The organism is Nonomuraea monospora (genome assembly GCF_039531895.1).
Taxonomy (GTDB): Bacteria; Actinomycetota; Actinomycetes; order Streptosporangiales; family Streptosporangiaceae; genus Nonomuraea; species Nonomuraea monospora.
The window spans coordinates 1-13442 of sequence record NZ_BAAAQX010000010.1; the positions used below are offsets into that span (position 1 = coordinate 1).

The 13442-nt window shown below is 70.5% G+C and carries 6 protein-coding genes; 1 reads left to right on the top strand and 5 read right to left on the bottom strand.

The window, feature by feature from the left end:
* Positions 1–287: 287 nt before the first annotated feature.
* A complete protein-coding gene (kstD, locus tag ABD331_RS21015) occupies positions 288–2060 on the top strand; it encodes a 3-oxosteroid 1-dehydrogenase (protein WP_344477238.1) in 1773 nt (590 codons plus the stop codon).
* Position 2061: 1 nt separating this feature from the next.
* Here the strand turns inward: kstD and ABD331_RS21020 are convergent, their stop codons facing one another.
* From ABD331_RS21020 to ABD331_RS21040, 5 genes are all read right to left on the bottom strand, one after another.
* Positions 2062–2976: a hypothetical protein gene (locus tag ABD331_RS21020; RefSeq protein ID WP_344477239.1), complete on the bottom strand. Its 915-nt coding sequence runs from the start codon at positions 2974–2976 to the stop codon at positions 2062–2064.
* Between the two features lies 1 nt (position 2977).
* On the bottom strand, positions 2978–4021 hold the full coding sequence (locus tag ABD331_RS21025; RefSeq protein WP_344477241.1) for a TRAFAC clade GTPase domain-containing protein: 1044 nt from the start codon (positions 4019–4021) through the stop codon (positions 2978–2980).
* Positions 4018–6153 carry a hypothetical protein gene (locus tag ABD331_RS21030; protein WP_344477242.1) on the bottom strand — a complete coding sequence of 712 codons (2136 nt, stop codon included), beginning with the start codon at positions 6151–6153 and terminating at the stop codon, positions 4018–4020. The genes ABD331_RS21025 and ABD331_RS21030 overlap by 4 nt, the downstream gene beginning before the upstream one ends.
* Before the next feature lie 89 nt (positions 6154–6242).
* Positions 6243–8762 (bottom strand): CHAT domain-containing protein, encoded by a 2520-nt coding sequence (locus ABD331_RS21035; RefSeq protein ID WP_344477243.1) that lies wholly within the window; start codon positions 8760–8762, stop codon positions 6243–6245.
* Positions 8759–13435: a CHAT domain-containing tetratricopeptide repeat protein gene (locus ABD331_RS21040; protein WP_344477244.1), complete on the bottom strand. Its 4677-nt coding sequence runs from the start codon at positions 13433–13435 to the stop codon at positions 8759–8761. Before ABD331_RS21040 ends, ABD331_RS21035 begins: the two co-directional genes overlap by 4 nt.
* Positions 13436–13442: the final 7 nt, after the last annotated feature.

Consider the following 13442-nt stretch of genomic DNA (forward strand, 5'->3'; position numbering starts at 1 on the left):
CCCCACCGCCCTGCCCCGCCCCGCCGCCGCCCCGTCCCGGTCCGCCGCGCCGTCCCCACCCTGCGGCCCCGCTCCGCCCCGCCGTGCCACGCCAGGCCGGGCCACGCTGCGCCACGCCACGCCGCGCCCGCGCTGCGTGTCCTGTGCGGTGCTGCGTGTGCATGCCGTGCCGGGTCGCGTCGTGCCGAGTGGCGTGAGGGCACCGGATCTTGCAGGACCAGCGCTGCGGCCGGGTGCCGACGGGGCGGGCCATTGACGCGTTGAACAACCAAGCGCATGCTTGGCCCGTGGCTGACTCAACGAGATCGACGAACGCTCTGACCCCCCGCGGCCAGAGCCGCCGCGCGTTGTTACGCGGTGCCGCCGTGACCGGCGGCGCCCTGATGGCGGGCGCCGCGCTGGCCCCCGCCCCCGCCCGGGCCGCGGCCGAGTACGACGTGGTGGTGATCGGCGCCGGCGCCGCCGGGATGACCGCGGCGCTGACGGCGGCCAAGCGCGGCCTGAGCACCGTCGTGATCGAGAAAGCACCCACGTTCGGCGGTTCGGCCGCCCGCTCCGGCGCCGGCATCTGGATCCCGAACAACGAGGTCATCCTCGCCGCCGGCGTTCAGGACACCCCCGCCAAGGCCGCCACCTACCTGGCCCGCGTCGTCGGCGGCACCGTGCCGGTCGAGCGCCAGCAGGCGTTCCTGTCGGCGGGCCCCGCGATGCTCTCGTTCGTGATGCGCAACAGCCCCCTGCGCTTCCGTTTCATGGACGGCTACTCCGACTACTATCCGGAGCTTCCCGGCGGCATGCCGAACGGCCGCTCCATCGAGCCCGCGCAGCTCGACGGCAACATCCTCGGCGCCGAGCTGACCCGGCTGAACGGCCCGTACATCCCCACCCCCGCCGGCATGGTCGTCTACAGCGCCGACTACAAGTGGCTGACGCTGGCCGCCGTCAACCCGAAGGGCCTGGAGGTGAGCGCCGCGTGCCTGCTGCGGGGCACCGAGGCGGCGCTGCGCGGCGAGAAGCCGCTGACCATGGGACAGTCGCTGGCGGCCGGCCTGCGCGCCGGGCTGCTGGCCGCCGGCGTCCCGGTGCTGCTGAACACCCCGCTGCTGGACCTGATCGTGGAGGGCGGCAGGGTCACCGGCGTCCTCACCCCGTCCGGACCCGTCAGGGCGCGGCGGGGTGTGATCGTCGGCTCCGGCGGGTTCGAGCACAACGCGGCCATGCGCGCCCGCTTCCAGCGCCAGCCCATCGGCACGAGCTGGACCGTGGGCGCCGAGGCGAACACCGGCGACGGCATCGCGGCCGGCGAGCGGGCCGGCGCCGCGCTCGACCTGATGGACGACGCCTGGTGGGGCCCGTCCATCCCGCTGCCCGACGAGCCGTACTTCTGCCTGGCCGAACGCACCCTGCCCGGCTGCGTCCTGGTCAACGGCAACGGCGTGCGCTTCGTCAACGAGGGCGCCCCCTACAGCGACGTCGTGCACGTCATGTACGACCGCAACGGCTCCGGCGCCCCGCACATCCCCGCCTGGCTGATCGTCGACCAGAACTACCGCAACAAGTACCTGTTCCGGGACGTCGCCCCGCTCCTGCCGCTACCCGACGCCTGGTTCGACAGCGGCGCCGCCTACAAGGCCTGGACCGTCGAGCAGCTCGCCGCCAAGATCGGCGTGCCGCAGGCCGCGCTGCGCGGCACGATCAACCGGTTCAACGGGTTCGCCGTGACCGGCAGGGACCTCGACTTCCACCGCGGCGACAGCGCCTACGACCGCTACTACGCCGACCCGCTGGTCAGGCCGAACCCGTGCCTGGCCCCGCTGTGGCTGGCGCCGTTCTACGCGTTCAGGATCGTCCCGGGCGATCTCGGCACGAAGGGCGGGATGCGCACGGACGCCCGCGCGCGGGTGCTGCGCGCGGACGGCTCGGTCATCCCCGGCCTGTACGCCGCCGGCAACGCCAGCGGAGCCGTCATGGGCCACAGCTACGCGGGCTCGGGCTCGACCATCGGCCCCGCCATGACCTTCGGCTACGTGGCCGCCAACGACCTCGCCAACGCCCGCTGAGCTACCTGCCGGTGGTCGAGGGCGGGCTCCGGGTCGTGCTCGCGGTCGGGCTGGTGGCTGGGCTGCCCGGCGGCGCATCCCACATCGGCAGGTTCGCCACGATCGCGGCGACGACCACCGCCAACGCGACCAGCCCGAGGAACAGAGGGATGCCGAGCCGGTTCCTGAGGTCCCTGAACTGGCTGAACAGGTTCTGCTCCGGGGGCTCCTGCTCGTCGGGCAGGATGTCGACCAGCACCCGCCATGCTCCCAGAGCCTCGGACTGGCGTCGGCTGAGAACCCCTGTGCGCAGGACCAGCAGCGTGCCGGACAGCCGGTCCAGCGTTCCCTGGCTGCGGAGTGCCGCGAGTTCGCCGGCCACCTGCTCACGCGCTGTCTCCGTGTCGTCGTCGACGCGGGGTCTACGTGTGGGAGGCGATTCGGACGACGTGTGCCCGCCCTTCACGTCCTCCAGCATGTCGTTCCAGTCCTCAGGCTCCAAGGCGAAGCCGGACCCGCCGTCCGGCCCGTAGACCACCGGCAGCCGGTCGGAGAGGTCGCCCCGCAGGGCCGCGCAGGTGACGGAGAGGATGGCATCGGTGCCGTCATCGGTGTTGTCAGCGAAGTCGGCGGCAAGCCGGTCCGCGCTGTCGTGGGTGCAGCCGAGCACGTTGACCCGGATGGCGCGCTTGCGCGAGTCGACCGGGCGGCCGGCCGGGATGAGGCCGGTGATCAGGAGGAGCAGCCCTTCGCTCCGGAAACGGTACAGCAGCAGGCCGGGTCTTTCGTCGTCGAGCAGGGTGAGGAACGACGAGCCTTTCCGCCACCCCTTCTCGAGGAGCCGCAGCGCCCTGAGATTCTTGTGCCCGATGGGCAGCCATCGGTAGTCCTCCGTGGTGCCCGGACCGCGCGTCTGCACCAACCAGCGGGCGCCCATGTCATCGTCCGTCCAGGTAGGGATGGCTCTGCAGGACGCCGAAGCCGTCGTCGCTCTTGCAGCCGGTGGCGAACTCCCGTGCGGCCTCTACCATGGCGGCGTCCGTCCCGATGGCACGTTCCCACCACGCCCGCATCACGCCGCGATGGTCGCTGTCGCGATACTTGTTCACCACGAACCGCAGCGCGTACCGCAGGAGCTGGTCGGTGTGGAGTGGCGCGTACCGTGCGCCGACGGCCTTCACCCGGAATTCGAAGACGGGGTTGAGGTGTTGCGGGTCCTCTTCCAGCCGGTGGAACACCACCGAGCCGACCGTTTGCACGGGGGTGATCACGCACCCCACACGCTCGCGGAGCTCTCCGGAGCTGATGTAGTTGAGCAGCGTCCGATATTCGTCGACTATTTTGGCCTTGAGCTCCTGTGCGCCGGGCGGTTTCTCCACATAGGTTTCACATTTGAGCGGGGCAAGAATGATCAGCCGATCCATTCTCACCTGCAGCATGCGCTTGATCTCGTCGGTGACGATCTGGGGAATGTTGATGAGGTTGTGATAACGGCCGTTGCGTTCGATGAGCGCGGCGGCGTCGATCGCCACAAGGATGACGTGAGCGCGTTCGAGTGCACGCTGGAGCTTTTCGTCATCTAGATTGTCCGGATTAAGTAGATATTTTCCGGGATAGTCGGTGAATCGTAGTTTGAAGAGAGGGGAGCGACCCTTGCGGCCGACGTCGAAGGCGTAGTCCCGCAGCTCACCGGTGCCCTGGATACCGCCCTGCACCCGCAGGCCATCCGCGATGCGCCGGAGGTCCTCGATGTAGCCCTGCAGGCTCACCGAGGTCTTACGGTCAGTGGGCGTCACCTGAAGGTCCGTGGCGCCGATCACCTGCCCGAACCGTTCGTACATCGAGGCCAGCAACGTGGTCTTGCCCACCCCGATCGAGCCCAGCATGGTGACGTCGATGATCGCGTCCTCGCCGATGCGGCCGGTGATCTTGCGCCAAGGGGCGCTGCTGAGGCGTTGCCGCCTGGCTGGCTTTTCGCTCACTTCTCCTCCTCCTCGTGATCCTGGTCGAGGAGCGAGGCCAGCGCCTGTACGGCCTCGTCCCACACCCTCAGATGGCCGGCTTGTTCGGCCAGGGCGGAGAATGCGCCGCTCCACAGCTCTGCCCTGATGTCCTGGTAGAAGGCGCGCCATTCGTCCGTGCTGCCCTCCGCGCGCAGAACGCGGTCGCGGAACTCCTCGACGATGGAGAAGACCGCTCCGTTCGGCTCCGTGGTCAGCCCGTCGAGGGCCGTGTCGCAGCGATCCAGTGCCTCCTCGTAGGAGATCCGCAGCATCTCCCGCATGGTCTTCTCGTCGACCAGGGTGCCGTCCGATGGCAACGCCATGGCCGGTGAGTCGCCGTGCAAGCCGTCCAGGCACGGCCGGATGCGGTGCTGGACGAAGCCGCGATAGTTCAGCTCGAACTCGGTGAGCATGGTGAGCGCGTACTGGATCTCGCTCTGCCGGCCCTGCCGCAGGGCCGGCGGGATCCGCTCCGCCACGTCCAGCAGGAACTGCCTGCCTTGCTCGCCGCTCAGCGGTGCGAGGCCGCCCGCACGCGCGAGCAGGGCCGCCACGTCCTCGTGCATCTGCTCGACGCATTCGCGCAACCCGTCGTGCAGGCCGAGAAAGTGCCTGGACAGATGAGCGCGCGTCTCGTCGAGCAGGTGACTGTAGGCGGCCTGCCGGGTGCCCTCGACGGCGAACCGGGTCCTGATGTCCTCCGGCGCGGGAATGCCGTCGTCACTGCGGGCCAGCGCGAGCACGGCTCGCACGCTCTGGCTGAAGGCCGTGTCGCGCAGCCCTCGTTCCTCCCTCAGCCGGTCGACCAACTGGTCGAGCTCGGCTGACAGGCTGGTGTGCGCCTGCTTGAACAGGGACTGGAAGGCGGGGAACCACATGCTCGCCGGCTGGGCGAGCGCGTCGAGCCGGCGCGCCTGGCTGATCAGAAGGGTGATCTGGCGGCGCAGTTCCGCCATGGTCCGCCTGCGCGCCCGCAGCAGCATGCGGTCGAGCTCGCCGACATGCGTGAGCAGGTAGTCGACCACGGGCTCGAACGCCGCGGCGACGGCCTCGGCGTCGGAGCAGTCCACGATGTCGGTGCCGGCCACCTTGATCGCCGAGCCGGGGATCTGGTCGCGGAACAACCTGGCGTTGTTCAGGTTGTCCTGATCGACGCTGCGCCGATGGTTGAGCAGCAAAAACGAGCGTTTCTCCATGGGGATGTCCGGCAGCGCGCTCTGTGCCAGGTCATACAGGTCGATGTCGGTGTCCTGGATGGCGTCCCGCTCGGGGGAGGGCCGCCGGACGAACAGCACCACGTCCACGTCGTCGCTGAGCGCGCTCAACAGCAGCCGGGAGTCACCGAGGTTGGTGTCGCCGAGCCCCGGCAGGTCGATCGTGCCGATGCCGCCGAGGTCGTCGTGGGGAAAGGCGGTGGTGATGTGGACACGGCGCACCGCGCGGAAGGCGTGGTAGCGACGGTTTCCATCCGGGTCGTCCTGGGCGACGAACTCGCGGATCTGGTCCGCGGTGATGCGATGCGGGGAGGACGTCCCCAGCCATCGCCGGTATTCGGTCAGCGTGGTGCGGAAAGACGACAGATGGGTGTAGGCGCTCTCCTTGCGCGCCATGTCCTCCTGTCCGTCCCTGTCGAGCGGTGGGAGCGGGCCGGCGAAGTCCTCCAGCGACGCCGGGGAGCGGCCGAGGCGGAGGCGTTCGAAGTAGGGCGCCACGACCTCGTGCAGGAAGGACTGCTCGGTGTGGAAGAACACGTCCGCGTACGTGCTGGCCCCTGGCGCGTGCCTGACGACGCTCGGCACGCCCGTGCAGAACCCGCCGCTGCCGTCGGGGATTTCTCTGGTCGTCAGGCCGGTGAGGCTCTGCAGCAGCCTGCTCTTGCCCTGGCCTGCGCGCCCCACGACACCGATGTTCAGGGTGGTCCGGCGAAGCCTGGCCAGGACGCGCTCGAGTTCGGCCCGTTCCCTGCGCACGCCGAGCATGAGATCCTTCAGCGGCTCCGCGAGTGCGCTCAGCTGGTCCCTCGCCTCGTCCTCGACCCGCGTGACCATGTCGGCCCTGATGTCCTCCAGGCGGGAGAGCCCTTCGGCCAGTGAAGCGAGCCGCCGCTCCATTTCTTCCGCTGCTGCCGCACTTGTGGCGCGTTGCGCCTGGATGGCAGCGATTTTCGCAGCCCTTGTCATGATTCCCCCCAGTTCTGAGCTCACATTCGATGGCCTTCATGTCGCTGGGTGCCGAGGTAACACACGAACGCGCCCCAGTTCACCACCGGCTCTCCGGCCGCGTGACGTTCCAGCTGAGCGGTGCGCAGGGCGTCAGCCGGCTGATGCCCCCGGCTCAGCAACTCGTAGAAGCGGATCATGAGGTCGCGGGTGGGCAGATCCGGCACCTTCCACAGGCTCGCCACCACCGCTCCGGCCCCGGATCGCAGGAACGCTGCCCGGAGGCTGATGTGACCGTCGACCGCGTCGAGGTCCCCGACACCGGTGTCGCACGCGGACAGGACCACCAGCGCGGTGCCTGACAGGTCCAGAGCGCTGACGTCCGCCACGGTGAAGATCCCCGTTTCCGCCCCAGAGCCGGGAACGCCGTGTGCCAGCCACATGTTGGCGCCGGCGAGCGCGAGGCCGCTACGCAGGCTGGGGTGGCGGCGGAGGTTGACGAAGCGCCCTGTCAGCTCGCTCGTGGTGCCACGCAGGCGGCGATCCGTCTCACGGGCCGCCGCCTCGCTCATGCCGGACAGCACATAGCCGTGCGTCGCCAAGTGCAGCAGCCGAGGAGACCGGGTTTCGCGCAGCCGGCCCTTCAACGCCTCGTCACCCCGCAGAACGACCGCCCGTGGCCCGAGGAGGCAGGCGATGCCGTCGGCCTCTCCGGCGGTGCCGTCGAGCGGCCCGAAGAGGAAACCCGTCTGCCCGGGCTCCACACTGCCGAGATCGTAGTCGGGGGCGGCCATGACCAGCTCCGGCCCCGGCTCCGCACGGGGACCGCCGTCCGTGGCCAGATCGTCGGCTGTGACCAGGTAGTCGAGGGCGAACATGGTCAGCAGCGGGCTTCCAGCGGGGTCCACCGGCAGAACGCCGATGGGCACGTGCAGCAACGGCCCGTCCAGAACCACCCGGATGCGCCGGCACCCCGTCAGGGCGGGCAGCAGAGGCGCCACCAAGAGCTGAGCCAGGGCTCGGAGGTCACCGGCGGGCGCGGCCAGAACGGGCTTGAGATCGCGAAAGGCCGTTGCCCGGTCCGGTCCTTCGAGCGTGACTCTGGCGCGCAGCGCCTCCTGGTCGATCCGCGCCGCAGGGCCCAGGTCGATGACGGCGGTCTGCCCGTCCAGCGGTCCCGCCACGAACGCTACGTACCGTCCTTCGACGCCCATGATGTCCACCAGCCGCTCGTCGGCGGCCAACGCCCGGCGAGCGGCGGCCACGGCGGTGGACGCCAGGGGCCGGGCCAGCACGCCGGGCCGGCACTCCCGCCGGAGGAGGGTCTCCAGCTCGGCCTGCCTGCCTTCCAGGGCAGGCAGTTCGGTGACGTGCCCCATCCAGGCCGGCCCGGCCGTCGCCGCGCCCGGCCGCCTGCCCGCGGCCTGGTACCGCTCCTGCAGGCGGTGAGCGATCCGCGCCATCACGGCGTTGAGCTCGGTCTCGCAGGGATGGTGCATGCCGGGTAGCCGCCAGGGGGACCACAGCAGGTGAGGCAGCCGGCGCCGCCAGGTCGCCACCTCCAGGGCCTCTGCCATCAGGGCCTCTGCCGGAGTTGACCGGCTCGCCGTCCACCATGACAGGTAGCGTTCGGCGTACCGGCCGAAGGTCTTGATGAAATCGCGGCGCTGCTGGTCGTTCAGCGTCGTGGCCCCGCCCGACTCAAGCCACGCGCCGACGGTGCACAGGGCATCGCGCGTGGCGCGCAGAGCACGCTCGCCGCTCGTGGCCAGGCTGATGGACATCATGGTGGCCGCCACGTCGGGATGGGCGTCTCCCAGCGCCGCGCGCTGCTCCGCCAGTGCCTTCTCGAACTGCGGCAGGGCGTCTTCGCCGCGTCCGGCCGCCACTCTCGCGCAGGCCACCAGGTAGGTCCCGACCTGATCGTCCCCCAGCGCCCGGGCGGTCAGCACGGCCTGGGCATAGGCGTCGGCGGCCGTGCCGAGATCACCGGCCAGCTCGGCCAGGTAACCCACCCCCTCCGCGGCCATCAATCCCCACCTATCAGGCGGATGCAGCGACCAGATGCGTAGCGATCGCCTGTAGTGGGCGGACGCCTCCTGGTGTCGTCGCTGCTGGCGCAGCTCTCCCGCGAGCTCGCACTCGGCCGCCGCCACGTCGGGATGGGACGGCCCGCGCAGCGCCCGCAGGAGGCCGAGCCGCTCCTCGAGAGTCGTCACGCACTTGGCAGGACGGAGATGGCGCAGGCACTGGGCGTACGTCCACAGGACCGCGGCCACCGCCTCGTCATGCCCTCCCTGACCCGAGTGGAGGATGGCGAGCGCCTCGTCGAAGAGCAACTCGTACCCGAACTTGGTCGCGGAGCCTGTCTGGCTCGTCATCGACAGGGCCCGGGCATGACGCACCAGGGCCGGCACGAGCTCGGCATCACCGGCAGGCAGGCGCTCCCGGCACCAGGCCAGGGCTTCAGCCGTCGCCTGTACGGCTTCGGCGGCGTCTGCCCCGGCCAGCGCGTCATCGGCGCGCGCTCTCAGCACCTCGTAGTCCCCGCCGGACGTCATGAGGGTCCTCTCGGGGTGCCCGGATCGCCGTGGCAGACGAACGCGCCCCAGAAGAACGGCTCAGGATGGCTGTCGCGCAGCCTCGACTGCGCCGCACGAAGCGCGTCCGCCGGGCTCAGCCCCGCCATCAGCCGCTCGTAGAACATCTCCATCAATTGCCGGGTCTCCGCGTCGGGCACCTGCCACAGGCTCGTCACCACCGTGCGCGCACCGGCGAGGGTGAACGCGCGGCGCAGGCCCAGCACCCCTTCGACGGGATGTTGCGCGCCCAGGGCGGTCTTGCAGGCGGACAGGACGACCAGCCTGGTGCCGTCCAGATCCATCCCAGACACTTCCTCCGCCGTGAGGATGCCGTCCTCCGCCTCGGCCGGCAGCACACCGCCCGCCAGCCAGGTGTTGGCTCCGGCCAGCGCGAGCCCAGAGCGCAGGAACGGGCTCGCGCTCGCGTTCGACAACCGGCCGAACCCTTCCGGCAGCTCCGCGAAGCCGCTCGTCAACGACGGCTCCGGCCTGTCCTGACCTTCAGGGCCGGGCAGGGAGAAGCCGTGCGTGGCGAGGTGCAGGATCGCCGGGCGCCGGCACGACCTGACGGTCCCCTCGTTGGCGTCCCTGCCTGTGACGGCCTTGACACCCAGCAGCTTCGCGACCTCCTCACCTTCCGCCGCCGCGCCCGGCAGCGCCGCGAACTGCACGTTCAGCCGCCGTAGGTCGTGAGCGGCCGGTGACCCCCGGTCCGCCGCCTGTTCCTGGGGTGGGTCGGCGGTGGACTGCCACCAGAAGTCCGGGTCCGCGACGACCAGCGGCGCCGTGGGCTCCTGTGCCACGGACGCCGAGAGCCGGACCAGGTCGTGTGCCGTGCCGAGGTAGCTGATCGCGTACTCGTCGGTGAGGCGCCGGTCCGGGCCGAGGGGGAGCACCTCCCAGGGAAGCCGGGACAGATCGCCGTCCGGGCAGAGGAACAGGGACCGGTCGTCGCCGAGTGCCGTGCGCAACGGGTCGAAGACGGCGGATCGCAGGCTCAGACCCGCGTCGAGCTCGCTCTGCCGTGCCGGCGCCGCCACGAGAGGCCGGAGGTCACGAGCATCGCCGGACCGAGGGGGAGGCGGAGCATCGCGGGCACCGTCGATCGTGAGGATCGCCTGCCGATAGGTCGCGACCAGGCGGTCGATCTCGTCGGCGTCGCCGAGATCGACCAGCCTGATACCCGCGTGCGGCCGCAGCACGAACGCCCAGTAGCGGTGCCGGTTCGGAAGCCGGGACGCGCCCGTCTCGGGCGGGGTGTCCGGCAGCACTTGGAAGCGGACGAACTCCACCAGCGCCGAGTCCTGCGGAAGCAGCGCCATGACCTGCTGCCCGCTCAAGCTCGACAGCCGCTGCTCCAGGCGCAGCTGAGGCACGGCGCCGACCAGCTCGGCCTCCAGCCGTTCCTTTTCCTCACGCCAGCCGGTGAGAACCGCGCTGTGAGCCTCGCGGCCCTCGGGGCCGGGCCCGCTCAGCGTCCCGCCGGCGATCTTCGCCTGCAACGAGCGTAACTGCTCGATCTTCGGCCGCAGCTCCGGTCTGCCCTTGTCGTCGCTGCCCGCACGCCAGGCGCGTTGCACCTCGCCGTCGATGCCCTTGCGGCGCAGGACCAGGTCGAAGGCGTCCGCGACCGCCTGGTCCGGCATTCCCGCGGCACCGACCAGAGACAGCAGGACGGACAGGCGCGCGTGCACGTTCTCCAGCAGTTGCAGCCGCTGCCGCTCGGCGGCGATCATGAACACGTCGAGCAGCAGGCGAGAGGTTCCCTGCTCGGACTGCTGAACCAGGTCGAGGGCGCCACGCGGGTCGTCTGCCCACGCGGTCAGGATCGCCAGGCAGAGCGTGACGGTGACAGAGTCCGGATGCAGAGGGCCGGCGACCCGTTCGAGGATCGATCGGCTCTGCTCGAAGGCGCGGCGCGCCTCGCCGAGATCGCCGCGAAGGGCGGCCACGTTGCCCAAGCCGGCGAGGCACAGCGCGTCCTCGTGGGTGGCGCTCTCATCACCGTGCGACACCTGCCGCAGCACCCGCTCCGCCTCGTCGAGCCGGCCTTGGCGCGCGTACACCGCGGCGAGAGCCCGGGCGTTGGCCGTGATGTCGGGATGGTGGGACGGCAACTCGTTCCTGAGAATCTCGCCCGACTCGGTGAGCAACGCCTCGGCGCGCTGAGAGTCGCCGGTCTCCTCATACAGGAGGCCGAGATTGCCCAGCGTGCGGGCATGGTCGGGATGCCGTCCTCCCAGAGCCGCCCGCTGGGTCTCCACCGCCTCCTGACCGAGCCGGATCGCGGTCGGAAGGTCCCTCATCTCCCGATGGACCTCGGCGAGATCGGCCAGTATCTGCGCGCGCACAGCGTCGTCCGGCCGTTCGGCGAGCTGGATCTCCGCGAGCGCGTCACGCAGAGCGGAGATCGCCTGCGGGTACCGGGCGAGGTCGGTGTGGATCACGCCCAGAACGCCGAGTGCCCTGGCCACGGCGACGTGGTCACGACCTGGCGCCTGTCTCGCCTGCGTCACCAGGTCGCGCAGCAGCGCTCCGGCGCGGTCGCGGTCGCCTGTTCTGTAAACGGCCACGGCCAGGTGGTAGTGGCTGGAGGTCCGCTCAGGCGAGTTGACCTCCAAGCCGTCCGCCAGGCGCCAGGCGGCCTGCGCTGGGCTCAGTGCCGCCGCGAAGGACGCCCCGACGAGCAGGCGCACCGTCGTCCGGTTGAGCTCTCGCACCTGGGCGGCCAGGGCACGGTCGGACGCGCGCGGCGCGGCCCGCAGCAGCCGGGCCGCCATCCACGTCTCGAAGCACGGCACGCCGGCACGCGCACAGTCGAGCAGACCGTGCAGCGCCTCCTGGACGTGCCCCTCGCTCATCCGCCGCTGCGCGGTGTAGAAGAGCAGCTGGCAGGACTTCTCGTCGTCGTCGGCCAGTCGCGCGACCTCGTCAGGGCCGGTCCGGCCAAGTGTCTGGGCAACGAGCGCCGAGTACCACGGGTCGGCGATCTGCGCGGGCAGCTCCGTGAAGATGGGCTGGGAGATCGGCGCCGCCGTGTCGCCGGGGGCGGTGTCCAGCGTCTGGCACATCAGGAACAGTTGCAGGGTCTCGTGTGTCGCCTCCCGTGCGTTGAGCTGGATCGCGTCCCGTACGCACGCGCCGTAGTCGCCTTCGGCGAACTCGGCGGCGATGGTGCCGAACAGCCACTGATCGTCGGGCGACCACTGGCCGGGCGCGCCGCCGACGGCCTTGGGGCGCTTCGCCGTCTCCGGCAGGAACGATTCCAGGAGCTGGAACGTCGGCGTCAGCTCGGGCAGCGGGTGTGGGATGGGGAGGTCGTCTTCCCATGACGTCTCCCCGCTGGTCAGGATGCGGTTCGGCAGGTCTTCGATGGCCTTGTGCTGATTGGTCGCCTCGTACAGCTCAAGCAGCACCGCGAACGTGGTGAGCATGTCCGGGTGGAGGCGGTCCAGCACGCGTGCCTGGATGTCGGCGGCGCGGGTGAGGAGCCGCTCGGCCTCGGCGAAACGGCCCTGCGCCAGGCGCAGGCGCCCGAGGGCGCTCAGAGTCTGGGCGAACAGGTGATGGTCCTCCCCGTATCGTTCGCGCTGCCGGTCGAGAGCCTGCAGATGCAACCGCTCCTCGGCTTCGTGATCGCCTCGTGCGCCGCGGACGCCCGCCAGGTCGACGAGCGCGGCGGCACCGAGCCCGGCGTCGTCGTCAAGGTCCTCGACGCCGTCGAAAACCTGCTGGAACAGGAGCTCTGCCTGTTCCTGACGACGTTGCCGCGACGCGATCCTGGCCAGCCCGTGCAGGGCGGCGGCCCTTTCCGCTCGATGCCCCGGTGACCGGTCCAGGCTGTCGGCCGCCGCCTGGTAGAGCCGGTTCGCCTCGTCGAGGTCGCCGATCTTGTCGTGGAGATGGGCGTCGATGATCAGAAGCTGCGCCAGTTCAGGATCGTCCTCCTGTAAGTGCGCGGATCCGGTTCCGAGCGCTGTGGGCATCAGCTCCATCGCTTCGGCGAGCCGGTCGGCCGCGGCGAGCGCATGCAGTTGAAGGCGCAGCCCTCGCGTGCGGCGGACGACGTCCTCGCCCGCGAGCCGGGACGCCTTCCTGGCCTGGCCGATCGCCGCGTCGAACCGGCCCTCGGCGATCGATGCCTCCGCGCGGGCGAGGAGGACGTCAGCTTGTTGCCCCGCCAGTTCCGGCCGATCGTCGAGGTCGAGCTCGGCCAGGTCGATCTCGGCGAGTCGTGCCTCAGCGCAGTCCACGCCCTGGCTCAGGCAATCGAGCAGGCGTTCCCTGGCCGTGGCGAAGTCGCCGACCGTGAGAAGCCTGGCACCGGCGTAGTAGAGCGCCTGGCAACGCCGCTCGTCGTCCGTCGCGGACCGCCAGACCGTCTCCAGATCGGCCATGCCGAACGTGAGCTGCAGCAGCTTCCTCTCCCAGGGGTCGGGAAGGGAGTACAGGATCGGGAGCCGCCGCTGATCGAGGTCGGCTCCTTGGCCCAGGCGGTAGACGCAGATCGGCATCAGTTGCCCGAAGACGAGGTGGCTCGGCGGCTCCCATCGTGGGTCGTCGCGTCTGGCGGCTGCGGCGCAGCCTCCGTAGTCGCGGGCCGCGTACGCCGTCAGACATTCAGCGAAACGCTCTTCGTCGGAATTGTTCATGTGTTTC

What these genes read in the sequence shown, in the direction of transcription:
- ABD331_RS21020 (WP_344477239.1), bottom strand. Translation starts at nt 2,976, where the DNA reads ATGGGCGCCCGCTGGTTGGTGCAGACGCGCGGTCCGGGCACCACGGAG.
- ABD331_RS21030 (WP_344477242.1), bottom strand. Translation starts at nt 6,153, where the DNA reads ATGGAGCGGCGGCTCGCTTCACTGGCCGAAGGGCTCTCCCGCCTGGAG.
- ABD331_RS21035 (WP_344477243.1), bottom strand. Translation starts at nt 8,762, where the DNA reads ATGACGTCCGGCGGGGACTACGAGGTGCTGAGAGCGCGCGCCGATGAC.
- ABD331_RS21040 (WP_344477244.1), bottom strand. Translation starts at nt 13,435, where the DNA reads ATGAACAATTCCGACGAAGAGCGTTTCGCTGAATGTCTGACGGCGTAC.